This window comes from bacterium (Candidatus Blackallbacteria) CG13_big_fil_rev_8_21_14_2_50_49_14, from assembly GCA_002783405.1.
Taxonomy (GTDB): domain Bacteria; phylum Cyanobacteriota; class Sericytochromatia; order UBA7694; family UBA7694.
In genome coordinates, this window is record PFGG01000082.1 from 33,825 (window position 1) to 59,046 (window position 25,222).

17 protein-coding genes are annotated in these 25,222 nt (G+C 49.3%); 9 read left to right on the top strand and 8 right to left on the bottom strand.

Annotation, left to right across the window (positions count from 1 at the left end; all coding sequences use genetic code 11):
• Positions 1-208: 208 nt before the first annotated feature.
• The 5 genes from COW20_24170 to COW20_24190 all read left to right on the top strand — a co-directional run bounded on the left by COW20_24170 (position 209) and on the right by COW20_24190 (position 11,532).
• Complete coding sequence (locus tag COW20_24170) at positions 209-3,763, top strand: hypothetical protein (GenBank protein ID PIW44424.1); 3,555 nt, start codon at positions 209-211, stop codon at positions 3,761-3,763.
• Positions 3,735-7,421, top strand: a complete 3,687-nt coding sequence (locus COW20_24175) for a hypothetical protein (GenBank protein ID PIW44425.1) — start codon at positions 3,735-3,737, stop codon at positions 7,419-7,421. The genes COW20_24170 and COW20_24175 overlap by 29 nt, the downstream gene beginning before the upstream one ends.
• Positions 7,422-7,537: 116 nt before the next feature.
• Positions 7,538-8,806, top strand: coding sequence for a hypothetical protein (locus COW20_24180; GenBank protein ID PIW44426.1), 1,269 nt, complete (start codon positions 7,538-7,540; stop codon positions 8,804-8,806).
• Positions 8,807-8,951: 145 nt separating this feature from the next.
• The gene (locus COW20_24185; GenBank protein PIW44427.1) at positions 8,952-10,925 is read left to right on the top strand and encodes a hypothetical protein; all 1,974 of its coding nucleotides are present in this window, start codon (positions 8,952-8,954) and stop codon (positions 10,923-10,925) included.
• Positions 10,926-11,001: 76 nt separating this feature from the next.
• Positions 11,002-11,532: a hypothetical protein gene (locus tag COW20_24190; GenBank protein PIW44428.1), complete on the top strand. Its 531-nt coding sequence runs from the start codon at positions 11,002-11,004 to the stop codon at positions 11,530-11,532.
• Between the two features lie 156 nt (positions 11,533-11,688).
• Here COW20_24190 and COW20_24195 read toward each other — a convergent pair whose 3' ends face one another.
• From COW20_24195 to COW20_24205, 3 genes are read right to left on the bottom strand one after another with little or no spacing between them, the layout of a single operon-like run.
• Entirely contained in the window at positions 11,689-12,522 is an 834-nt protein-coding gene (locus COW20_24195; protein PIW44429.1) for a hypothetical protein, read from the bottom strand.
• Entirely contained in the window at positions 12,519-15,503 is a 2,985-nt protein-coding gene (locus COW20_24200) for an ATP-dependent helicase (protein PIW44430.1), read from the bottom strand. Before COW20_24200 ends, COW20_24195 begins: the two co-directional genes overlap by 4 nt.
• Positions 15,500-15,895, bottom strand: coding sequence for a hypothetical protein (locus COW20_24205; protein ID PIW44431.1), 396 nt, complete (start codon positions 15,893-15,895; stop codon positions 15,500-15,502). Before COW20_24205 ends, COW20_24200 begins: the two co-directional genes overlap by 4 nt.
• Positions 15,896-16,069: 174 nt before the next feature.
• Between COW20_24205 and COW20_24210 the strand changes: the two genes are divergently transcribed.
• Entirely contained in the window at positions 16,070-16,654 is a 585-nt protein-coding gene (locus COW20_24210) for an RNAase (protein PIW44432.1), read from the top strand.
• Between the two features lie 53 nt (positions 16,655-16,707).
• On the opposite strand, the gene COW20_24215 is transcribed toward COW20_24210, so the two are convergent.
• From COW20_24215 to COW20_24235, 5 genes are all read right to left on the bottom strand, one after another.
• Positions 16,708-16,989, bottom strand: coding sequence for a plasmid stabilization protein (locus COW20_24215; GenBank protein PIW44433.1), 282 nt, complete (start codon positions 16,987-16,989; stop codon positions 16,708-16,710).
• A 6-nt stretch (positions 16,990-16,995) separates the two neighbouring features.
• Positions 16,996-17,250, bottom strand: coding sequence for a prevent-host-death protein (locus tag COW20_24220; GenBank protein ID PIW44434.1), 255 nt, complete (start codon positions 17,248-17,250; stop codon positions 16,996-16,998).
• Between the two features lie 92 nt (positions 17,251-17,342).
• Positions 17,343-19,268, bottom strand: coding sequence for a recombinase RecQ (locus COW20_24225; GenBank protein ID PIW44435.1), 1,926 nt, complete (start codon positions 19,266-19,268; stop codon positions 17,343-17,345).
• A gap of 46 nt (positions 19,269-19,314) precedes the next feature.
• The gene (locus tag COW20_24230; GenBank protein PIW44436.1) at positions 19,315-20,727 is read right to left on the bottom strand and encodes a hypothetical protein; all 1,413 of its coding nucleotides are present in this window, start codon (positions 20,725-20,727) and stop codon (positions 19,315-19,317) included.
• Between the two features lie 140 nt (positions 20,728-20,867).
• Positions 20,868-21,161, bottom strand: a complete 294-nt coding sequence (locus tag COW20_24235; GenBank protein ID PIW44437.1) for a hypothetical protein — start codon at positions 21,159-21,161, stop codon at positions 20,868-20,870.
• Positions 21,162-21,380: 219 nt separating this feature from the next.
• On the opposite strand from COW20_24235, the gene COW20_24240 reads away from it, so the two are divergent.
• The 3 genes from COW20_24240 to COW20_24250 are packed head-to-tail and all read left to right on the top strand — an operon-like array spanning position 21,381 to position 25,222.
• Positions 21,381-22,139, top strand: coding sequence for a hypothetical protein (locus COW20_24240; GenBank protein PIW44438.1), 759 nt, complete (start codon positions 21,381-21,383; stop codon positions 22,137-22,139).
• Between the two features lie 20 nt (positions 22,140-22,159).
• Positions 22,160-24,286, top strand: coding sequence for a polyphosphate kinase 1 (ppk1, locus tag COW20_24245; protein PIW44439.1), 2,127 nt, complete (start codon positions 22,160-22,162; stop codon positions 24,284-24,286).
• Positions 24,287-24,319: 33 nt separating this feature from the next.
• A complete protein-coding gene (locus COW20_24250; protein PIW44440.1) occupies positions 24,320-25,222 on the top strand; it encodes an exopolyphosphatase in 903 nt (300 codons plus the stop codon).

Genomic DNA, 25,222 nt, shown 5'->3' on the forward strand with positions numbered 1-25,222 from the left:
CCAGCAACTCGCTTCAAGGTATTCAACGCAGCAGCATTCCAGCGCGCATCGGCTGCGCTGCTGATAAACCCATTGCTACCGTGGCTTTACATTTCTAAATATTTCGGAGAATTGTTTCTGAAAAGAAAGAACAACAGCGGGTTTACCTCAGCTTGATACTGATTGGCCGGACTGTCTATTCTGAATATTTTAAGCTAAAATACCCAGCATGAAACAGAATTTTGATAACGTGATGACCCCATGCTGTCAATTTAAACAAGCTGAGCACTTTGCTTTTTGCGGGCGTTGTGGTCTGGCGCTTTTACAGTCCTGCCCGCACTGTTTTCAAGCGCTTCCGGGACATTTCAGCTTTTGTGGTTATTGTGGGCAACCCTTGATCCCCCGTTTTCAAACTTCACAGGCAATTCCTGCGGATGAACGGGCAAGCTTATCTTCAACCCTCGCTTTGAAGCCTGAGACTGTGCTGCCTGTTTCCCCCCAGGCTGAAGAAGCTTTGGCGCATTCAGCAGTGGCACGTGTTTCAGAACGCCGTCAGGTAACCGTGCTCTTTGCAGATATCTGTGGCTTTACAGCCCTGTCTGAAAAACTCGATCCAGAAGAAGTTTCAAATATTATCCAACCGCTTTTTCAAGCTTGCAATGCGATTATTGGAAAATTTGAAGGGGTCGTTGAAAAATTTATTGGCGATGCGATCATGGCCTTGTTTGGGGTGCCCCGTGTACATGAAGATGATCCCGAACGGGCGGCTTTGGCTGCCTTGGAAATGCGAGATCAGGTTCAGGCTTTTTCGCAAGCCTTAGAAAAAGAACGGGGTTTCAGTCTCAATATGCGCATTGGCTTAAACCAGGGGATGGTTGTTGCTGGCAGTGTCGAAGCGCTTGAGGGCATGAATTATCAGGTCATGGGAGATGCGATCAATACCGCTGCCCGTATGGAGCAGAATGCCCAACCTGGGCATATTTTGGTAACTGAAGAATTGTATCAGCTCTTAAATGAAAGTTTTGAACTAAAACAGGATCGTCTGATTCAGGCCAAGGGCAAAGCAGAACCTTTGCAGGCCTATGAGCTGATGGGGGTGCGAAATTTACGTCAACGCAGTCGGGGAGGGATTCCCCAAGTTTGGGTAGGCCGCAAACAAGAAACCGAAGCGTTTTTTCGCCTGGCCCAACTGAAATTGGAAGAAAAACAATTGCTGATGGTGCATATTGAAGGCGAGAGTGGTTTGGGGAAAACCTCTTTGGCGCAACATGTGGCCCAGCTTCTCAAAGCTGAAAATGAAGCTCTTAAGATTGTTTCCGCAAGTTCTACCTCCTACAGTACCAATTTTCCTTATTTTATGTTGCAAAGTTTGCTCAGATCGTTGTTTTCATTTGATGAAAATCCTGGTCACGCAGAAGTTCATTTATTTTTAGAAAGTTATCTGCGCGCATTACAATTGCCCAATGCCCAGATGATGTCTTCAGTGATTGAATATATCCTGTTTCCACATTTGGAATTTCCCCAGCTTAAGCTGATGCCCCCTGAACGTCTCCAGAAGCAAATTTTTCGTGCTTTGGGTGAACTCTTAAATAAAGTTTCGCAGTCTCATCCACTTTTCGTTCTGATCGATGATTTGCAATGGTGTGATGCCCTATCTTTGGCTTGGTTACACCAGTTGCATGAGAGTATAAATGAACAACCATTCATTGGTGTGCTCTGTGTAACTCAGCGCTCCTCTCAGTCCAAGGCCTCTGAAAGCAAGCATGCACAGCTGCCCTGGCAGATTTACCAGACCCTGCCCCCGCTGTCTGCCCAAGAGTCAGAATTGCTTTTTGCAGGTCATTTGGGCTTTACCGCCGCTGAACAAATTCCTGAAAACCTGCGTGAACTGAAACGCACGCTCTTGGAGAGGGCGGGTGGAAATCCCTTGTATATCCAGGAAGTTCTCAAGAATCTGCTCGATGATCAGCTTTTGGTATTGGATCAGGGGGTTTGGGAATTAAAAGTCAGCTTGCATGATTTACCTTTCCCAACTTCAATTCAACGATTGATTCTGGTTCGTTTTGACCGGCTCGTGACCCGTCAAAGACACCTGCTTCAGACCTTGTCTGCGATGGGGGGAGCGGTTTCTCTGGCTTTGCTGAAAAACCTACAAAATGAACCTGTTTCACAGCGAGATCTCGATGAGTTGGTTGCTGCGGGCTGGCTGCTGGTTGAAAAAGCCTGTGCTGAACCAGAATACAGGATACATCAGGCCCTGACCCAGGAAGTGATTTATTCAACCATGGTCAAAAGGCGACGACTGGTATTACATCGCAAAATTGGTGAATACCTTGAAGTTCTCTCTGCAGATCATCCTGAACCCCATTTGGATCTCTTGGCTTACCATTTTTCGCGCAGTGAAGAATCCCAAAAAGCGATTCGCTACCTCTACCTTTCTGCAGAGCGAGCCTCACGTCTTTGTGCCAATCACCAGGCTTTGGAACAAATCAAGCAAATTCTTGCTGGTTTAGATGACCTGGATGATTCTGTCAAAATTGCAATTGATTTGCATAAGCAGACCTGGCTGGGCTTGGAGGCCCTGAAATACGATCTATTGGAAAAAAAAGCAGAAATACTCTTCAGGACTGGCGATTATTCAAATTTACTGAATCTGCTTGAACGTGAGTTTCAAGCGGATTTACCCGCTCTGCAAAAAGCACGTTTGATGTTCTGGCATGGCAGAGTTCAGGAAAAGCGCTCAGAATTTGCGCTGGCCCAGCAGACCCTTGAGTTGGCTCTGAAAATTCTCGCGCCATTGGCTGAAGCCCGTGAGCAGGCCCGCTTCTGGAATGCGATTGCCTGGGTGTGTCGCTGGCAGGAAAAATACCCTGAAGCGATGCAGGCCTGTGAATCGGCTTTAAAACTTTTAGATCTACAGCCCGATATGGAGCAGATCGCCTATGCCTATAATGTCATGGGCGTGGTCTGCTATTACCGCCATGAATGGGAAAAGGCGCTTGAATACTACCGCAAGGGACTTGCTATTCAGGAGCAGATCCAGGATTTATGGGGCCATGCCAACAGTCTGAGCAATATGGGCAATGTCTATTTTTTGACCAATCACTGGGAAAAAGCCTTTGAGGTTTTTCGTCAGAGTTTAAAAATTCGTGAGCAGCTTGGCGATTTGGAGGGGATCTCGACTTCCTGCAATAATTTAGGCCATGCTTCACTCGAAATGGGAAAATTGGATCAGGCTGAAAAATACCTATTGCGTGCGCACCAGCTCTTTAAACACCTCAAACAGGCAGTGGGTTCGGCCGTTTCTCAGTGCAATCTGGGGCTGGTGGCGTTTCATCGTAAGCAATGGACGCATGCCCTCTCCCAGTTAGAACCTGGAATTCTATCTCTTGAACAACAAAAAGTCTGGGCGCTCTTGCCGGAACTCTATAATACGCGCGTAGAGATTTATCTGGAAATGGAAAATTTTGAAGCCGCCCAGACAATCTTGGAAAAACAGGCTGAGGTGATTGAAACCCACGGAGATCCCGTTCAAAAAGGTCGTGCGCTACGTTTGACAGGACATTTCCTGCTCAAGACCGATCAAACTGAAAAAGCGCGAGAGCCCTTGAATCAGGCTGTTGAAATTCTAGAACCCACCGGGCATCTCAGTGAATGCCGCTTGCTTTACCAGGATTTGATTGAATTGCATCAAAGCTTGGGTTTGGCAGAAATTTCCTATTGGAAAAAAGCCCTTCAGGATTTGAATTTGCTTGATGCCAAGTCGGCATCAGAAAAGGGTTAGACAGCCCAGGAGCCAATTATTTTTTTCAGGAGAGTCAAAGATGGGGTCAGAATTTTCAGAAACCGATTCCTGGTTTGCAGAATTTGCACTGAAATCAGGCACTTATGCTGAAGTGGATCTGGTTCATTCCCTTTTGCGCTTGATTCCCTGTGGTGAAGTGAACCATGCTTTGGAATTTCCACTTCCCGCTGAAAAAAAGCTTAACGCCCCCTCATTTCGGAATTGGGGACAAGGCTTAATGGCTCTTTCGGGGAAGGGCCAGGTCATCCGTTCTCAGGAGTGGAATCCGCCCTTGCGTTATGGACTGGTATTGGGCGGCGCTGAACCAATTCTGATTTATCCTGAAATGCCTGTTGAGAATAGATTGGCTTCGGGTTTTAGTTTTTTCTACCCTGGCTATTATCGGTTTAACCCTGCGCAAGGGCCCTGGGACCTTTTTGCTTCGGAGAACCAGCAGTGGCTGGTTTTGAGCCAGGGAAGAGAAGGGCATTTGCTCCTCTTGGATATTCCTTCAAAGCGTTTGCTTGCTCAGATTCAAATTCCAGACTTGGCTGGAGAAGGGGCTCTGCTGGCTGCACCCGATCCTGTTTCAGGTAAGGTTTTTCTTGCCAGCAAAACAGATTCTCGAATCTGGTTATGGCAGCCTGGTCTGGAGCCTCAGGCCCTGAAGGGAGATTGGCGTACACCAACAGCCTTGCTTTTTGCCCAAGACAAGCTCTGGTTGCTCGATGCAGGTAAATCCTTAACGCTGCTAAAAATTGATCCCCAGACCTCTGCCCTTGAGCAGCGCTTTCCTGTTGCGGGTCAAAGTTTTGCCCTCTCGACCGATGCCCCAGGAGATACGCTTAGTCTGAGTCCCAGGGGGGTGATCGCTGTGCTCAGCCGTGAGGATTTACCTCAGCCCATGGGCGCACGCTTGACCTGCTTTCAAGCCTCGCGGTCAGAGCCGCTGTCAAGTGAGGTGATTCACCGCGGCCCCTTGCAAATCGTATGGTCTGTTCCCAACCGGGCTTTGGATGCGCTCGCGAGTGTTCATCCCCTCAATCTTTTGACCCAGACCCAGTTGCCCATGCCCGTACAAGCGCTGATACAAAGCTGCGGCTTAGATTTTTCAGGTTTTCAGAGCCGCATGATTGTGACACGGGTTGTGCCAGGAGAAGAACAGAATTTGATCGCAGGCTCTACCCGCTTTATTCTCAATCAAATTCGCTCTCTTCTGAAAAAACAAGCAATGCTCGAATTTTCAGACCGCCTGCTTCAACCGGCTGAACAGGAAATTCTAATTCATGCTGAACGGATTGCGCGTTTGCTTGAGACCTCAACTCAAATCGAGGTCTCGCTTTACGGTCTTTTGGGCAGAGCCAATCTGCATCTTTCTTTTTTGCAGTCGGACTTTCTGTCCCAGAGTGGGGCTGATCTGAGTGATTATCTCGCAATACGTGATTGGGAACAGCAAGAGGCAGAAAAGCGTGAACGCAAGCAACGCCTTGCCAAAGAGCCTGTCCAAGTCTTACCTGAAGGCTGGTTGGCACTGCCTGATCCCTTGAATAACCGGATTATTCAACTGAATTCTAAATTAGAAATTGTTTGGAGTTTGGATACCCATCTGGTGGGAGTCTACCGTCCGGCTTCAGTGACTTGGTTGGATTGGAATGGCTTTGTCGTTTATGACAGTGAAAGCAATGAAATCAGCGCCTGGAATCAAATGGCTCAACAGGAATGGGCGCTTTTGGGGGAGGACAGCGTCTGGAAAAAAATTCTCGTACTCCATCAAGGGGAAAAGCTGGAATTGATGCTCTTGGATAGCCAGAATCAGGACTTGCTGCAAATCAATCCTGAAGGAGAAACACTCTGGGCTTTGCGGGAGCAGAATTGGTGCCCCGAAGGTGTTGTGGATATTTGCCACGGGCCCAGTGGTTATTTCTGGCTGCTTGACCCAAAAGGTCAATTGAGCCTTTTTTCTCTGCAGGGGGGGCCTTTGCGGGTGCTTCAGGCTCCTGCAGATGCCCAGTGGTTAGCAGCCTCACCTGATGGACAGTTTCTGGCTCTGATGGATACCCACCAACAGAAATTGTGGTTGATCGCTCTGGACCAACGTCCCCCGCTCTGTCTTGAACTCTCTAAGCTTGCGCCCGATCAGCGCATACATCAGCCCCTGGGCTTGGTCTGGCGAAATGCCCAGGAATTGGTTCTGCATGACGCCTTTCGTCTGCTGGTGATCAATCCCCACAGCCAGGAAATGGTGGGCTCCCATTTGCTGCAAGCGCTGAAACCCGTACCGGGTCAAAACAATCTGGCCCCAGAAGAAGTCTTTGTCGCCCAGGCTGAACGCAATCTGAATCTTCGCAGGGGCCAAAAAGTTTCTTTACTGGAAATGCTGGCGCGGGTACCACTTTTTCAACAGGCCTCTGAGTCATTTTTGAATGCCGTGCGTGCGCGTGTCAGAACCCGTATTTTTAATCAAGGAGACGTGATTGTACGCAAGGGCGAAGCAGGGGATGAACTGTTTCTGATCCGCCAGGGCCGCGTGGAAGTGCTCAGCCCGAATGGGCAGGATACGGTTGCCCAAATGGTGGCTGGCGATGTTTTTGGTGAGGTGGCCTTGATGCTGGGAATGCTTAGAAATGCCACGGTTCGGGCTTCAGAGTACTGTGAAGTTTTTAGTCTCAGTCAAAAAGATCTGGATCAGATTCTTTTGGATTTTCCAGAAATGCGGGATCGCCTCTTTCAATTGGCTCAAGATCGCAGAGTTCAGGCCGAGTTGAGAACGGAAGCAGACCAAGAAAAGTACCGGGCAAGGCTGCAAAACCTACGCCAAAAATCACAGCAAACGGCACCTCCTTCCCCTGCGCAGCCCCCCTCCATCAGCGCCCGTCCTGATCTCTTGCTTTGGGCTCGCCACAGCCAATTTGGGCAATTGGCAAGTGTCAACCGTGCGGGCCAGGTCTTGAATTTGATCGGTCCCCCACAGGGGCTTTTGCAACCGCTATTGGCCCTCACTGCCGCTCAAGGACTTTGGGTTTTAGATTCTGGCCTGAATCGCTTGTATTTGCTCAGTTCTGAAACACTTCAGGTGGAAACCTTTATTGGGTCGTGGGGAGAAATTCAGTTGATTCAACCCCAGGGCCTTGCCATGGGGGCAGACCAGAGCCTTTGGCTTTTAAACAGTGGTGCTGGGCAAATTCTACATTTGGATCCTGCGGGCAACCTGCTTGAACAGTTCTCTCATGGCAGAGCACCTTCCAGTCTTCAGATTCTGGCCAATGGCAATCTCTTGGTCTCAGATTCCCGCCAACATACGGTCAGTGAATTGCTGCCTACAGGGGAGTTGATCTGGCAATATGGAACCCCCCGGCGTTTTGGCCGGGCTGAAAATCAGCTTTTTGTGCCTGAAGATGCCAAACGCCTTGAAAATGGCAATACCCTGATCGCAGATACGGGCAATAACCGTGTTTTGGAAGTCAGCCCTGAAGGTCGCATAACATGGGCTCTGCTCTCGGGGGGAGAGCTCAAATTGCCGCGTCCCAGCCAGGTTTTTCGGCTTTCTGATGGCGCCACTTTGATAGAATTCAGTAACCGTTTCCGTTGGCTGGAAGTCAGTTCGGATCAGCAACTGCTCTGGAAATGGAGTTTGCCCATTCAGGGCTTTGCTTCATAATTCGTGACAAAAATTCAGCGGGTTTTCAATTTTAATCACAGAACCCAGCTTGCGCTGTGATTTAATGAGCATAGGCAACCTGAGTGGGGTCAGTTAGAGATCAAAGGAATGAAATAATGAAGCGTCAGCAAGTGAAACGTCAATTCAAAGCCAAAGTTTTCAGTCTGTTCTGTGCCAGTCTCTTGGTGGGCTGTGCGAATGCTCCTGCCAGTATGCAGAAACCTGCAAGCCAGCCTTCTGCGAGTGTGCAGCCCCTGGAAAAACAGGAAGTGGCTTCTACTCTGAGTTTGAAAGGGCATGTGGTCTTATCCGGTTTGGTGCAAGGGCAGGCGGGGGTTTTACTGCCCTCTGGGGTTTTATTGCCCTCAGGCGTTTTACTGCCTTCAGGTTTTCAAGTGATGGCTGAATCCCAGTCAACTCCTTCAGTGGGTTACCAGAATCTGATTTTTAAAATTACAGCCTATGACCGTACCACTGACGAAATTGTCGCCGAGACTGAAAGTGATTCCTTGGGTGGGTATGTGCTTCAAGCCTTGGCCCCCAAGCTTGAATTGCGCCTTGAAGCCCAGGCCAAGAATTTTGAAAATTTAAACCTTCAGGCCTTGGCTGATTTGCCCGAGTCCAGTGAGGGGGAGGTTCCTACCCGCAATATCACAACCTCTACCACGGCGGTCTGTTTGCTCAAAGAAAATCTGAAAGATATTCCCCCCAGCAATTTACAGAATGCTGAAGAATTTAAGCCTGCGCTTGCTGAGCTGACCCAGGCCCTTGAAAAAAATCTGGGTCAAAAAAGATTTACGCAGTTAAAAGATGTTTTGCCTGAACCTGAGGCTTTGGTTCAAAAAGTTGAAGCGATTGCCCGACAACATCAGGATTTATTGCAGCGTCGGCCCGACCCCCTGCGCGATCCCAATTTTTTCCGCCCTGGCTTTGATATCCGGCATTGGGAAAATACCACGGTTCTGCACCGTCCACCGGTAGCAGGTCAGCCTTTGCCGCCTCTTGCCAATGGCACTTGCCCTCCGCCTCCTCCCCGTCTAGATGGTCAACCTGCTGTTGCGCCTTCTGCCCGCCCCGATGGCCTCTGCCCTCCCCCGCCCGTCAATGCGCCCTTGCCCGGTCAGGGGCCCGGTCCGAAGGGCCAGTTGCCACCGCCTATGCCTGGGGGTCAGTTGCCCCCTCCACCCGGTAGCAGCCCACTGCCGGGGGGGCAGTTGCCCCCTCCACCCGGTAGCAGCCCACTGCCAGGGGGTCAGTTGCCGCCCCCCCCTGGCAGTAGCCCCTTACCTGGGGGACAGTTACCGCCACCCCCTGGCAGTTCGCCTTTGCCTCCACCTCCTGGCAGTTCCCCAATGCCTGGCGGTCAGTTACCCCCCCCTCCCTGATTCCTCAGTGCAAGGACAGCGAATTGCACTTGGGTGCTCTTAATTTAAATTTAACTTCAAATTGAGCTTCTCCTGTTATCTTTAAACGGTTTTGGGGTATAGATGGGGTAGCTGAATATATGAACATAAGGAGCCCTGCCTTCACATGAACTTCAATGTGAATTCACGCCGCAATACTGAACCCCTGCCTGAACTGCAAAGCTTTGCAATTCCAGGCTCTGAAAAGCCCAAAAATTCTGTGCCAGCCACAGTAGCAGAGGCTCCCACGAAAGATTTGGCTGAGGTTCAGGCTATTCAAGGCGACAGTCTGAATGCCTTTGTGCTTTTTCCTGAAACAAGTGAAACAGACTCTTCTCTCCCTGTTCAACCCCCTTCAGCAGAGGTTCAGAAGGGGGTGATGCTGTTTGAAGATCTTCAACTGCGCAGAGGGGCTGGGGTCAGTACCAGCAGCGGCTCAAGGACACAGCCCCTGGATTATGCCCTGGCCAAGATGAGCAAAGAAGTCAGTACTCTCTCTGTTGAACAGTTAAATCTGAGCCTGAAAGAGCTGACACAACGCTTATCTGGTTTGGGTAACCGTGATCAGGCACCACTTTCTGCCAAAGAAATCAGTCAATACAATGCGGCACTCAAGTATTTTGGACTGATGACCGATGGCAAGCATCTCTACAATTTGTCTATCCGGATCCCTGATCCCGTCAGCGGAGAACGTAAACCCATGTTCTGTACCCGCAGCGATATCGACAAACTGACGGCTGCCTGTGCTGCCATTCAAGCAGAAGTGGAATCCCAACCGGGTAAGTCAGACCCCTTCATGCCCCATCTTCGCAGCTTGGATATCCCCGAAACTTCAGCCAAGGCTTCGCCTGCTTCCCGTTTTGGTGCCCCGGCGAGGGATGATTTCGGCCTCAGAGGGATCGGCGGCGGTGCTGTGATGGCGCGCCTGCAAAAAAACTTGGGCCGTCTTGAAGACTTTAAAGAGCTTCTGGCCCAGGGCGAAAGTTTTGTGAACGGTTCTGCGCAGATCATTGCCGAGCTCCTTCCCCAGCAAGAGGAAGTGGATCAGGCTTTGGGGGCGGCGATTGTACACAATCAAGCGGTTCGGACAGAACTGGAAGCCCAGGGACAAGTACTCGCCAACTTGAATGATGTGGTGCAAACCCTGCTCAACAGTTCCAGCCAGAGTATCCGTGGTGATTTGGGAGCGTTTAACCAAGCCCTGTCACCGCTTCAGCTTGAAATTCGGCGCAGTGATTCAGGTCAGCTTCAATTTTTCAAAAAGGGTGAAGCCATCAGTGAAGCAGATTTTCGCGCTGCTCTGCAAGCAGGACTGAATAAGCAAACCACAACCGTCGCTGGATTAAATCAGAAGTTGGATAAAAGCGAAGCCGAGCTGAGCGATTTAAAAGAAAAATCTGAAATCCTCAGTACCAAAATTGAAGCCGCTGTGGCCCAGGGGCGAGAGGGGCTTGAAATTTTGGGCAGGGCCAAAGAATTGGGCCAAAGAAGTCTTCAGGAGTTACTGGGGATTCGCAATGATCCAGAATCCTGGAATCAGCTGAGTGATGACTTGAAAAGTTTGGTCAATTCAAAAATCAGCGAACTGAGCCAGGACCTTCAACAGATTGACCAGCTTGCTGAAACGGGCAGAAATAGTATTGAGCTTGCTGAAACCCAATTGAAACGCTCTGCTGCACTGCGCAACCAGGCGGATCAGGCTTTGGCGCGTTCCCAGGACTTGCGCAAACGGACGAACGATCTGCTTGAGCAACAGCAGGACATGCAGGAGCAGGCCCAGGCACTTGCAAAGCAGGCTGAAAAACTGGAAACAGTCTTGAAACGTCAGCCTCCTCCCGGACATTCAGAATTAAAGGCACTTGCTGAATCTTGGTTGGATTCTGTGAAAGCCAATTTCAATGAAGAGCAATCACAGTACCAGGCCCATCAAAAAATTTCGGCTCAAGCCCGTGAAAGTTTCGAGCGCGCAGCGCAAAAATTACGTGAAAATCTGAATTATCATCAGCAGAAACTGTCAGATCTGGATGAACAGAGCCGTTCCCGGCTCCAAAATGCACTTCAGGAAAGTCTGGCGCAGGCCCGTTCTTTGCCAGCATATTGATAGGGGATGCCTTGTTTCAAATTATTCGTTTGTCTGCCTGCCTGCTAGAATAGAGTAGCTCAGGAGGTAGGTGCTCATGGATCAGGCAGAACAGGCAAAATATATGAAGGCCCTTGAGGTATTGTTTCAAGCCCATGGCCGCGTTTACGAAGCCAAAGACAGCATTTTCAAAGAAGGGGATCCTGGAGACAAGGTTTATTTCATTCTTTCAGGATCCGTCAATGTGTATATCGGCAGTGGGTACGCCAAGCGGGTTCTCTGGTCGCTTCTGCCCGGAGATATTTTTGGTGAAATGGCCCTCTTTGACAATCTTTCGCGTACCGCCTCAATTGATGCGCTTGAAAGAACCCGTTTGGTGGTGCTGGACAGAGAGCAATTCAACCATTTAATTGCCAAATATCCCATTTTGGCCCAAAGGGTGATTGAACTGATGGCCAGTCGGATGCGCAAAATGGATACCCAGTTTAAACTGGAAAGCGGCTACCTTAAAGGCCAGCAAATGGGTCAGACCCTCGATACAGATAAAGAAAGTTTTATCTATGGCTCGTTCTATGCGCGGGATGTTTTGACGCCGATGGAGTCTCCTCCCGGTGAGTTCTTACCTTGATTGAGACCTCACCTTCGCTGGCCTTAAATCAGCGCTATTTTAAGCGCCACCAGGGCAAATGGCGTTGGCGGCTTAAGATTTCAAGCTTGAATTGGAAGCTGTTTATCAGATGCCGTTTATGGGCTTGGTCATCAACCGTATGCCCCTGCGGGCAGATTAAGGCAGTTCTTCCAATAATGCAAAAGCCTGTTTTGCTGCATTTTCATAGATCGGCTCCAAAGCTTCCTGAAAGCGTTCCTGTCCCCGCCAGAGTGGAGGGCTTTTTAAGCGTTTCAGAAGGGGGGCCTGAGTCGTAAGCTGCACTTTTTTGAGCGTGGGAATTTCACCCCCCTGCCAGAAAGCCTGTGGATCGCTGGGCAGTGCATAGGTTTGTTCATTTGAGGCTGGGGGATGAGAGTCCTCCGTTTGATTTGACCCCAAGGCTGCCAGTAATTTTTCGCGTTCTTGGCCCCGCAGGCGAAAGAGCAGAAAGGGATCGTTGTCGAATTGTTCAGCGAGCAGATAATAGACTGCAGCAATATGTTTACAGGGGTCTGACCAATCCGGGCAAGAACAGTCGGTTTGCAAATCCTTTCTTTTTTCGGGAAAAAGGCTGACCCCCGCCTGGTTAAAGATTTCCTCCAGGCCTGTGGGCATTTCACCTGAGAGCAATTTGGCAAGATGCAGAGGGGAGGCTTGCAGCGAATTTTGTATTTTTGCCCATTGGGTGGCTTTTAGCAAAGGCAGTTTAATTTTCACTGTATAGGGTTTTGAGCTTGAGCCCTGAACCTTTGCCAGAACCTCACCCGCCTTGATCTCAACTGAAAGTACCTGTCCTTGGCGGGCATAGCTTTTTCCCCGCGATAAGCGACCCTGGTCGCAGAGCATTTCAAGGGCGGCAACCCAACGTTTCCCCCACCAGGTTGTTCCCACGGGGCCCCGAGCGGATTGCAGGCGAATTCCGCCCTGGCTTTTTTTCGGACCAGATGATCTGTAATAATAAAAACTCATTCGCTCAAAGCCTCCTCCAGATTCAGATCAAACAATGCTTTCAACTGCTGATTATTCAGTTCGGTCAGCCAGTTTTCTCCCTGGCCTACCGTTTGAGCTGCCAATTCCTGTTTTTTCTGCAACATTTCAGCAATCCGTTCTTCTACCGTTCCACTGCAGATTAGCTTATGTACCTGTACCTGTCGGGTTTGGCCTATGCGAAAGGCGCGATCCGTCGCTTGGTTTTCGATCGCAGGATTCCACCAGCGATCATAATGAAAGACATGGTTGGCGCGGGTCAAATTGAGCCCTGTACCCCCGGCCTTGAGCGAGAGAATAAAAACGCCAGGCCCCTGGCCCGATTGAAAACGATCCACCATTTGGTCCCGTTTGGCTTTGGGGGTTTTGCCGGTCAAAAGCAGCACCTCTTCAGCCAGGCAGTTCTGAAGATGGGTTTGTAAAAGGCCTCCCATTTCGGCGAATTGAGAGAAAATCAAGACCGATTCATTCATCTCACGGATTTCAGTGAGCATTTCAACAAGGCGTTGTAGTTTACCAGACCGCCCCGCCAGGGGGCCTGTTTCACCCAAAAACTGTGCGGGGTGATTACAGAGCTGTTTAAAACGCATCAGGGCAGAAAGTATCAAGCCTTTGCGCTGTATTCCGTCACTTTTTTTTAACTGGCGTTCTAAATCTTTGATCTGGGCCTGATAAAGTGTGGCTTGCTCGCGGGTCAGCGGACAGAACAATTCCATTTCCAATTTCTCAGGCAGATCAGAAATAATGGTTTTATCTGTTTTGACACGCCTCAGCATAAAGGGTTCAATGCGCGCTTTCAGTTGCTTGAGACTTTCCTGATCCTGTAAATCTTGAATCGGTTTTTGAAAATATTTTTTAAAGGCTGCCTGTGAACCCAAAAGCCCCGGATTGAGAAAATCCATCAAAGACCAGAGATCACCCACATGGTTTTCGATGGGAGTTCCGGTTAAAGCGATTCGCCATTGAGCTTTCAAGCTTCGTGCAGCTTTAGATTGCCGCGTTTCTGCATTTTTAATGCCCTGGGCTTCGTCCAGAACAATTCCCTGCCAGTTCAGAGGGAGAAGAAATTTTTCATCGCGATGAAGCAAGCCATAGGTGGTAATCACCAAATCTTGGTGGGCAATGGCTTTTTTAAAGGCTGACAATTTATTGCGTTCTGCCCCGTGGTGAATAAACACCTTTAAATGGGGGGTAAAACGGGCGGCTTCTCGTTTCCAATTGCCCACCAGTGTGGTGGGGCAAACCAGTAAAACAGGAGGTGCTTTGGGGGTTTTCTGGCGGGCTTTGAGAATCCGAGCCAGAGTTTGCGGGGTTTTGCCCAGGCCCATATCATCTGCCAGACAGGCCCCCAATCCCCATTGATGTAAAAACTCCAGCCAGGAAACCCCGCGTGTTTGGTAGGGGCGCAACTCTCCTTGAAATTGGGGGGGAATCTCAGTCAGAGCAAAACTTTGCTGGCCCTGCAATTGCTCAAATAGTACTTTCACCTTGCCCTGAGCCTGAATTTCAGAAACAGGCAAAGGAATCTCAGCGGCTCCCAAGGCGAGAGGAACCAAAGCCTGTAAAGGCATTTCTTTGGGGGTTTGTTTCAAAAAGTTCAAAGCTTTAAAGAGCTGTTCTCGATCAAAGGTCTTCCATTCACCGCGAAATTGAACCAGGGGCTGCTTGAGTTTGGCCAAGGATTCAAGTTCTTTGAGGGTCAGGGTATCTTGGCCCAGAGCCACTCCCCATTCCACCTGCATCAGACTTGCCAAATCCAGATTCGAGCGACCTCTTAAACTGGGAGATTTGAGACTGGCCCGCAAAGAAAGTGCTTTTGTTTGAGGCTGAGCCCACCAAGCGGGCAATAACAAGCCAAATCCGGCCTGTTCCAGTTGGGGAGCGGCTTCAGAGAGAAAGTTCCAGGCCTGCTCTGTTTTCAAATTCAACGTTTGGGGAGATGCCTTTGCCAGCATTTCCTGAAGGGGAGGATAAATCCCACAGGCTTGGCCGAGGGCCAGAAGCAGAATTTGTTTCAGTTCTTCAGGTCGGGTTCCCAGTGTTTTGGCTTTGGGAGCTTTGATTTTCCAAGCTTCGCTTAAAGGCAGATACAGGCTGGGATCCTGAAGGGCTTGCAGATAGCTTTCTAACTGCCAATTTTGTTTGACCTGCGGTTCCAGCAAGCGAAAACCCAAGCGCCATTGTGAAGCGCTCAATGTTTTTAAGGAGAGCAGCCATTCCTCTAAGCTGGTCTTTAAGGGAATCAGCTCAGCTTTTTGATGGCGAATTTGGGGATCAGGATTCTGCAAGGCCTGAATCCAACGATCAAAGACAGATTCCTCACGAACACGATGTTTTGGCGCTGAGCGGCGAACGATATCATCGACAAACAGATTGAGCAAGGCTTCTGTAACAGTTTCTGGGGCAGGGCCAAGCGTGGTCTGAGCAGAGAGAGAGGCGGGCATGGCCTTGGCCCAGAGATAAAGTGCTTGTCTCTCAGAGGGATTAAAATAGACTCTCCAGCGGGCCTGAGAATTTTCTAAAACAGGTAGAAAAGCTTGTTCTGCAACCCTTTGAGCAGCCCAGCGCCAAACTTCCTGAACAAAGCGTAAACTGGGTCCGATAAGTATTCCGGGCTCTAAGAGGTTGTGTTTGGGCAAGCTGTGAAGCCAGGGTATAAAAGCCTGAGCTGAATATTCCAGACAGGCCATCCGCCAGGGTTTGAGTTCAGTTGGTTGCTTATCCTGTTCTCCCAAGAGAGCCTGTGAGGGCAGTGGAGCCTTCTTTCCAGAGGGTAACCACAGCGTAATTTCTTTGGCCTGTGGATTTGAAGGCAAGCCCAGATTTTTTAATTGGCGCTTTAAATCGGTGGGGCCTAAACTGCCAGGGTGTTGTTCAGATTTTGCGCTTCGCTCCTTTTTCTGGGGCTGTTCAATCCAAATGGAAAAGTTTTCTGCTTGAAAATGTGCATGTAGGATTCTCATTTGGGTTTGTTAGTCTCAGATTGTGCTATTGACAGAATTTTTTTCTGGCCGGTTGTTTTTGCTTGAGCAGACGTTTTGGACTTGGCGGCTCTGGGCTTCTTTGGCTGCCAGGTATTAGAAAGATCTTGAAGTGCTTCTTTGAGTTCAGCCAGATCGATGGATTCAGGATGAAAATCTGGGTCCATGCCCTCTAAGCGTTCGCGGTCTGCTTTTGTTTTTCTTTTCTTGGCTAAAATTTCAAGAATTTCGGCATAACCCCAGGGCCCGCCACAATCTTCGGGGGAACAGGCATTGACTGCCTTGAGTATTTGCAAGGGCTGGGCTTCTGCCTGGATTTTCTCCAGCTTGAGCTGATGCATCCAATCATCGCCGAAATCATAATGGTAACCCATGGTTTGAGGCTCCCTTTTTCTGATGAGGCTTTAGAAAGTTAACCTCTGGTATTTTATCAGAATCTTTTATATTTCTCGTCTGACTTGTTTCTACACTTATTTCAGGCTATCTTGACAAGGTTGAAACGCAATCCTGTTTACAGGCAATTTTTAGATCACTGAAGGAGCAGCGTTATGGGATGGGAATCAATCAGCCAGTTTCTGGTGAAAGAACATGTGGGCCTTTTTAAGGCCGCAAATAATTTTGATATCTTTGAACTGTCTACAGGAGACAAGGTATTGGAATGCCGTGAGGACAATCTGGGCCTTCTGACCAAAATTTTCCGCTTTACCGATTATAAGCGCATGACCCCCTTTGATATCGAAATCCGCGAACCCGGTGGCAAAAAAGTGGTAACGATCAAGCGTGGGATTTCGATCTTTTTATCCAAGGTGCAGGTTTTCAATGAAAAAGATCAGGTTATTGGCGGGTTTCAACAGAAGTTCTTCTCCATTGGTGGCAAGTTTGATGTTTTGGATAAATCTGGCAATCCGCTCTGTACTCTTCAGGGCAAATGGACGGGCTGGGATTTTAAATTTATGAATGAAAACACCGAATTTGCCCATGTCACCAAAAAATGGGCAGGTCTTGGCAAAGAACTGTTTACCTCCGCAGACAACTATGTGCTTGAAATTTCAGACAAAGCCCAAAACAATGCAGACCTGAAACGCCTGATCCTGGCGGCGGTAATGTGTATCGATATGGTGCTCAAGGAATAAGCCTGTTCATCTCAAAAATCCGCCTGTCGATCGCAATCTGCAGGCGGCTGAGTTCACGTCAATACGACAGTGTCATGATCCCCAATATTAATGGGGATGATTTCATTCTCCTGGATTAAAAATTCCAGGGTCAGTCGCACCGAAAGATTGACGGAAACAGAGTAAAGCCCCTGAAGTTTGCCTTTCAGGGCATGTAGGCGGAGAGAAGGATGATAGGGATTCAGTTCCAAAAGTTGTAGGGTTTTAAGGTACTGGGATTTAATTTCTGGATGGCGTTTAAGATAGCGCAGTTCCCGTTTTTCGTATTGGGAGGTAAAAACCAGTCTGTACATCAGGCCAGATCAGTTCAACTGCAGCCTTTGCATGTGTTGTTCTGCACTTTCACGATGGATACGTCCGGCTTCAAGATCGGCTCGACTTTCAATCAAAGCAGCTTCCAGTTCACATTCTCTCAGATAATGGTAATGAGCCAGGTCCATGACCACAAATCTGTCTTTGCCCCTGACCGAAACCATTGCTTCGGGTGCCTGAGACAGTGCAGACTCTATGGCTGAAACTCCCTTGGTCTTTAAATCATTTGCAGAAATATGCTGCATGTGTAAACTCCTGAAGGATGAATCGTACTATTTATCATACGGTTTAGCCTGCGCTTTTTCAATTGTTTTGAGCGATGGCGATATCGGGAGGCTTAACTTTCTAAGAGACGGGCGATCTGTTCGCGCACCTGCGCATAAGGCAGGCTTTCCAAGGCGCCAAAATGGGGCAGTTGTTTCAATTTCAGCCGGCTGCTGAGTGGGGTGGCAATTCCACATAAGAATTTGCTGCGCTGGCTGACTGAATCCTGAACGCCCAGTTTTTCTGCTGCTTCTGCTGTCATCTCCGCGAGAATTTGTGTATCCGGCAGGGCCTGTCCTGCGGGTTCTGGCAGTTCTATCGGGCCGGTCAGGCAAACCGAGCAATGGCCACAGGCCTGCTTCAGATCTTCACCAAAATAAGCTGCCAATTGGCGGCTGAGACAGTCAGCAGATCTAAAAAAGGCAAGCATTTGGGCAATTCTGCCAATTTCCTGGGCTTCTTTGGCGCGAAACAAGTCAGAGATTGTCTCTGTCAGAGCCGGAGGGTCAAAATCACGGCTTAAAATCTGGTAGGTTTCAACCGCCTGTTTGGCCTCGAGTTCGATCCAGCCTTTTTCGGCAAAATACTCAAGTGCCGTCACCACACGCTGGCGATCTGCGCCTGGATACTGGCTTAAAAAGGGTTCAACCTGAACCCGGGTCCAGACCCGCTTTGTTTCGCTGTGTGCAAACAGGCTGTTGACAAATGCCTGACGTTCGCCCTGAAACCGGGAAACGATCTCGCTCTGGGGTCGGATAAACTTCAGCGAATAATCCTCAAAGCGCGTATATTTGGGGCGCAGAATACCGTGAAGATCGAGATAGACCAAGAGGGTTTTCAAGGGCAGTTCGCGGATATCCAGTTCCTGGGAAAGGTTGCGCAGTTTCAGCTCCCAAAGAGGTTCAGGATGGGTTTGTAGCTGCCAGAGCAGGGTTTCAATTGCCTTCGGTTCTGGGGTATCCCCATAGATAAAGTTTTCAAGCACGGGCACCGATTCGCGATTGGCGAGCACTTCACAGCGTGCTGGGGCACCATCGCGCCCTGCCCGCCCCACTTCCTGGCTGTAGTTTTCGAGCGATTTGGGCAAGTCATAGTGGATTACCCGCCGGATATCTGCCTTGTCGATGCCCATGCCAAAGGCAATCGTGGCCACCACACAGGGGCAACTCCCAGCCAAAAAAGCATTCTGAATCGCTTCCCGTTCATCATGGGGCAGACCGGCATGGTAGGCTTGGGCTTGAAAGCCCGCTTCGGCGAGATTTTGGGCCACGGTTTCAGCTGTTTTTTGCAGCGTCACATAGACAATCGTGGGGGCCTGGGGAGCTTCCTGGATGCGATTGAGCAGCAGTTGCATTTTTTCGCTTTCAGGGGCGGCTGTCAGGCTCAGATTCAGATTGGCACGGTAAAATCCAGTCAGGGTTATCTGCTCGGCAGGGATTTCAAACTTGCGGCAGATATCCGCGCGTACCTGAGGGGTGGCAGTAGCGGTTAAGAGCAGGGTTTGGGGAATTTTGAATTCCTGTCGGTAATCGGGCAGTTTGAGATATTCGGGGCGAAAATTATGTCCCCATTCTGAAATACAATGGGCTTCATCTACCACCAGCAGTGAGATTTTCAATCGCTGTAACTGGGCGCGAAAACGTTCATTTTTAAAGCGTTCTACTGAGATCATCAGAATTTTGAGTTCGCCTTGGCGGGCCTGCATCAAGATCTGATCATAGTCTTCGCGTGAAAGGCTTGAATCCAGACGGGCAGCGGCAATTCCGCGATTCTGCAAAAAGTCGATCTGATCTTTCATCAGAGCCAACAGAGGGGAAACCACCAGGGTCAGGTGGGGCAAAAGCAGGGCGGGAAGTTGGTAGCAGAGCGATTTGCCTGCGCCAGTGGGAAAAATTGCGAGGGCTGATTGCCCGGCCACCAGGGTTTCGACCACCTTTTCCTGGCCTGGTCGAAAGGCCTGAAAGCCAAAATACGTTTGAAGGGCTTCTGAGATTTGCATGGCTGCATCTTAGCATGCCTCACACCGCAAAGGCCCAGATGATATCTCAATGCGCGGGCTTCAAATCCTGCTGGGCCATATAGCTCATGACATTGCTGACATTGATCTTTCGGGCCGGAAAAACCTGTTGCCCCTGAATATATTTGGGCGTGGTATTGTGGCAGCTTAAACAGTTCATGGCTGGGGTCTGGGCGAAGGATTCCATCGCCATACTGGCCAAATTGTCCTCTCCAGCCAGAATGGTTTCACCCGGTTTGTTCTCAAAATTGCGGTTGGCTTTAAAAACCCCCTGGGGATTTTTAGATTCGGGATTGTCGAGCCAGACCGCTCCCACCAAGCGGTAATGGCGACGCAGATCCTGAGCTTGGGGATCGGTTTGAGCAAAGAGCTTGCCCATATTCTCGTTCAGGCTTTCCAGACCGGCATCGGCTTCAGCACTGTCTGAAAAAGAAGCGGGATAGACTCTGAAAATCGGGGTGGGAGCCGTAAATTTCTGGGTGCTTTCGTCAATATTCTGGACGGGGGGCAGCTGGTTGCCTTCGACTGCCGTGGCCCCATGTCCGAACAGGGGGTAGGCGGGGTGGGGGGAAGCGAGTTTTTGAATTTGTCCGGCCACTGGATTTTCAAGGGCGGTGGGCACCAAATCCAGTCTGCCATCTGAATCTGCATGTTCAAAGGTGGCCCAGATAAATTCAGGATGATCCTCGACCACGCCGACCACATGCAAAGAGAGCAGAGCCACCGTCACCTCACGGGTTTGGGCTGTGGTATCAACCGATTTGCCTTTGTTTTTTAAGACAGGTATCCGGGCCCGCATCGTGAAATAATCGGGAGCGATTTCACCGGGTTCCAGGATGCGCCAGGCGGCTTTGTATTCAACGGAACCCGGCGGAAACTCCAGCTCAGAAGAGATTCCTCCCTGTTCAGGCGTTTTCAGCATTTTCTGCCAATTATAGAGATCATGGCTGCGCACAAATTCTGCGAAAACCGCGTTGGTGTGAATCGAATAGACCACAGGATTACGGTTTTGATCGACCAGGACGGCGGCATGGTCACCGGCTTGTTTCACGCCTCCATTCAGCAAAGGCAGATCCGTTGGGCCCGTATCCCCAGCGGCAATCTGAAAGACCTGTTCCAAGGCAGGGTAATGGATAAAGTCTGGCCGGTTTTGACTATCTGCTTTTGTACTGAAGAGAAAAGTCTGCCAGGCCCAGTTATAAAAGCCGCAGTCATTTTCATGGGCAGGTAAAATTCTGCCAAAAGGCGGCATCTGTGTTTTGGGTAAAAATTGACGGCTGCCTGATTGCGCCACCTGGCAATCCTCTTCTTCTTCCTGGGCCTGGGTAGAGAAGACCTCAGGCGTATTTTGCTGGGAGGCTGTTGGCGCTGTTTTCATACAGGCCGTTTGGGAGAGACTCATGGAAAACATCAGGGGCACTAAGATTCTGCTCAATTTCATTGTCTAGAAACCTTTCTGAGTGATCAGTATTAGTTTCATTAGACAATTCAAAAAACGCAGAATTTTCTAAAACTTGAATTGTTAAGAATTATTTCGCAGGTAAGTTGGTTTTTTTGAAGCCGCAAAAAATGGAGTTGGCTTTAAAGTGGCCCAATTAGTCTGCATTGTCTCGTTTTTGCCAGGAGATATCTGAAAATAATGTTTGAAACTCTGAAAGGACTGAAGATTCCATTTCGCACCCTATCAAGGGTTTCGCGGGTCCATACTTTGTCTGTCGTTGTGGCAGGAGGAGCTTCATTCCAGAGCGAAAGCAAAGAAAAAACGCTGCTGCGTCCAGCGGGAATTTGAAGCTGATCGGGTTTCAAAACGGGCTCAGTAACGGCAGGCCTTTGCTCTGATTTTGGGGCGGGTGAGCTGCTGGGGGAAGAGAGCAAACCCGTGCAAAGAAAGGGACGATGAAATTTCTGACATCCGTTGGGCAGCTCCTGAAATAAAATGAATTGATTAGAGCCTGAAAATTCAGAAGTCTGAACAGAATCTTTGAGAAGTCAAGGCCCTGCTTTGAGAGGCTGTGATCCTTTTCCTGTAAATGATTGGGCGTTTGTGCTAATATCTTTACGGATTCTGAACTTCGCTGAGGGAGAGCGCATCGCTTGTTGGCACATCACAAATATCTGATCTTGATTCGACATGCTGAAGCCCAAGAGGACCATGGGGATATTCCCGATACGGAGCGAACCCTGACCGCGCGGGGTTTAAAACAGCTCAACAATCTGTCTGAGCGTTTGCCTGTCTATTGGCAGGCCCAGGCACTTTTCGCAAGCCATGCCTGCCGTTCGCTCGATTCGGCCAGGCGATTGGCCCCCTTTTGGAATCTTGAAACAGATCAGATTCAAATTGAAGCGCTGATTTACGAAGCCTCCGGCGCTGAAAAACTGGTGGAATTTTTAAGCGGCTTGGATGACTCCCTGGATGCTGTTGCCCTGGTGGGTCATAATCCGCTGCTCAATGGGCTTATGGAAATGTTGACAGCCTGTCCCAGTCCGGGTTTTCCCAAGGGAGCCATGGCCGGTCTGCTTTTGCCCCTCTCTTCCTGGCAGGCCCTTGAGCCTGGACTTGCGCAGTTGAGCTATTTTCAGATAGCCACCAACCATCAAGAAAAATTACGCAGAGTAGATTTGGAGCGACGTTTGATTGCCCATCTCTGGAGCTTCATGCAACCGATGGCCTTGCCTGAGCGACCCGACAATCTGCGTGAGCTGGTCTTTAAACAGGCGGCCCGATTGGCACGAAAAATGGATCCTCTTCTGCCCGAATTGCCCCATCCACCTGGCCCGCCCTCCGTCTTGGAGGTTCAAATGCAGGCTTTAGAAAAACCCCGTACCCGGCAGCGGGCTAAAAAGACCCTATGACGCATCGTTCTCTATTTAAAATGTATAAAAACCGGGAAATCAGCTGGCTGTCTTTCAATGAACGCGTCTTGCAAGAGGCTGCGAATTCTGAAGTTCCGATACTCGAACGCCTGAAATTTTTAGGTATTTTTTCTTCGAATCAAGATGAGTTTTTCAGGGTCAGAGTCGCGATGTTGCAGCGCATGTGCCGTTTGGAACTTGAAGAAGTGCCTCTGACGGGCGATGACCCCAAAAAGGTCTTGGCCCAGGTACAGCGTATTGCCTTAAAGCATCAGCAAAAATTTGAAACGATTTACCAGCAGATTCTGAAAGACCTCGAAAAAAAGCGAATCTTTATTGTCAATGAAACCCAATTGACTCCTGAGCAGGCCGAATATGTGGTTTCTTATTTTAAAGAAACGGTTCGACCCAATCTGGTGCCGATCATGATTGATCAGGTTGATGCCTTTCAGGATTGCAAAGATCGCTCGATCTATCTTGCTGTTAAAATGTTCCGCCAGGACGGCAAACGCCGTCCCCGCTATTCATTGCTCGAAGTACCCAGTGGGGTGGTTCCCCGTTTTCTGGTTTTGCCCATGCATATTCATGGTGAAGCGCCGGATACCCTGCAACACACGATCATCCTTCTGGATGATGTGATTCGCTATAACCTGAACAATATTTTCAGTATTCTTTCTTTTGATACCTTTGAGGCCTATACGATTAAAATCACCCGAGATGCTGAATTGACCATCAATGATGCTCTGGATGCTGCAGTGGCGACCAGTTATATGGAAAAGCTCTCTAAAAGCTTAAAAAAGCGCTCAAAGGCTCCTCCCGTTCGTTTTATCTATGACAAAGAAATGCCCCAGGATATGTTGAATATGCTGATGCGCAAACTGAAACTCAAGCAAGATGACAATCTGCAACCGGGGGGGCGTTACCATAATTTCAGTGATTTTATGAAGTTTCCCCGGATTGGCCCTTCAAGTTTTCGTTATCCACAACTCAATGCGCTCAAAAAACATCCAGATTTTGCTGAGAATCTCAGTTTTTTTAAGGTTATTTCCAAAAAAGATGTGGTCTTGCACTATCCCTATCAGCCTTTTACCTATTTCATTGATTTGCTGCGTGAGGCAGCGATCGACCCTGCGGTAGAGTCGATCTCGATTACGCTTTACCGGGCTGCCAAACATTCCAAGATCATCCATGCCCTGATCAATGCTGCCAAAAATGGCAAAAAGGTTACGGCTGTGATCGAGTTACAGGCCCGTTTTGATGAAGAAGCCAATATCCATTGGTCGAATAAGCTGGCTGAAGAAGGGGTGCGGGTGATTTATGGGGTTCCCAATTACAAGGTGCATTCCAAGCTCTGTCTGATTGTTCGCAGAACAGGCAAGCGGCTGGTGCGCTTTGGGCATGTGGGCACAGGCAATTTTAACGAGGATACAGCCCGTCTCTATTCAGACATTGGCTTTTTTACTTCTGATACCCGTATCACCGATGAAATTCAAAAGCTTTTCAATTTCTTTGAAGACAATGTCTATATCGGCACCTATAAGCATCTGCTGGTTTCTCCTGTATTTGTGCGCCGACATTTCGAAACCCTGATAGAGCGTGAAATTCATGCTGCCCGTCAGGGCCGCCCGGCTTATATTGTGGCCAAGACCAATTCCCTGGTCGATCAGGCGATTATCGACAATCTCTACCGCGCTTCCCAGGCAGGGGTGCGTATCTGGCTGATTGTGCGCGGGATGTGTTCCCTGCGGCCTGGGGTGCCGGGTTTGAGTGAAAATATTACGGCGATCAGTGTGATTGATAAATTTTTGGAACATGCCCGGATTTTTGTTTTCTGCAATGGCGGTGCAGAAAAATACTATATTTCATCAGCCGATTGGATGACACGCAATCTTGACCACCGTGTGGAAGCTGCCTGCCCGATTTATGACCCGGAAATTCGCCACCAGTTGCGGGTTTTTCTCAGTCTGCAGCTACGCGACAATACCAAAGCCCGGATTGTAGATGCCCGCCAGACCAATCGATTTCAACCCCGTACAGAAGAAGAGACCCCGCTGCGTTGTCAGGATGCGTTTTTTGAATGGTTGCGCAATGGTACGCTGCCTGAGGGGCCCCGCCCTGAACTTCCCCTGTTTTGGACCGATGTCTGAACCCGTTTGCGAACGAGGTAAAAGGAGAGAGCGATGCTCAAATTTGTAGCGATAGATGTGGGTTCCAATGCCATGCGTCTGGTACTGACCCATGTTTTTGAAGGTGAAACGGGCCCCTCGTTTAAACGTGAGACCCTCTTGCGCGTGCCGGTGCGCCTGGGCGAAGACGTGTTTACCTTGGGACATATTTCCGAATACAAAGCCCATCAACTTTTGAAAGCCATGCAAGCCTTCAGGCACCTGATCGATGTCTTTGAACCCCATGCCTATATGGCCTGTGCCACTTCTGCCATGCGAGATGCTCCCAATGGCCCTGATCTGATTGCCGAAATCCAGGAGCTTGCAGATATTTCCCTGCAGATTATTCAGGGGGGCTTTGAAGCCGAACTGATTTTTGCCAGCCATGTGGCAGAAACCCTCGATCCTCAAAAAAATTATCTCTATATCGATGTGGGCGGAGGCAGCACTGAACTGACGATTTTCTCTGAAGGTCAGCAGGCAGCAGCTGAATCCTTCAATATTGGTACGGTACGCCTGCTCTGTGACCAGGTTCAGCCGAGTGAATGGCAGAGAATGAGCACCTGGATTACCAAGCATTGCCAAACCCCAGGCGATTGGCAGGGAATTGGCAGTGGCGGGAATATCAACAAGCTGTACAAACTTTCAAACCGCAAAGACAAAGCCTATTTAAAGACCAACCACTTGAATTATTGGCTGGGTCTGCTTGAGCCTTTGAGTATCGACCAGCGGATTGAAAAATATGTACTCAAACCAGACAGAGCCGATGTGATTGTGCCGGCTACTCAAATTTATTTGCGGGTGATGCAGGAGGCAAGGCTTGAGCGAATTTATGTTCCCCAGGTGGGTCTGGCCGATGGCATGATTCATTTTCTCTATGAAACCTGGCGGCGTGAGCACGCTGATACCCGGAGTTAA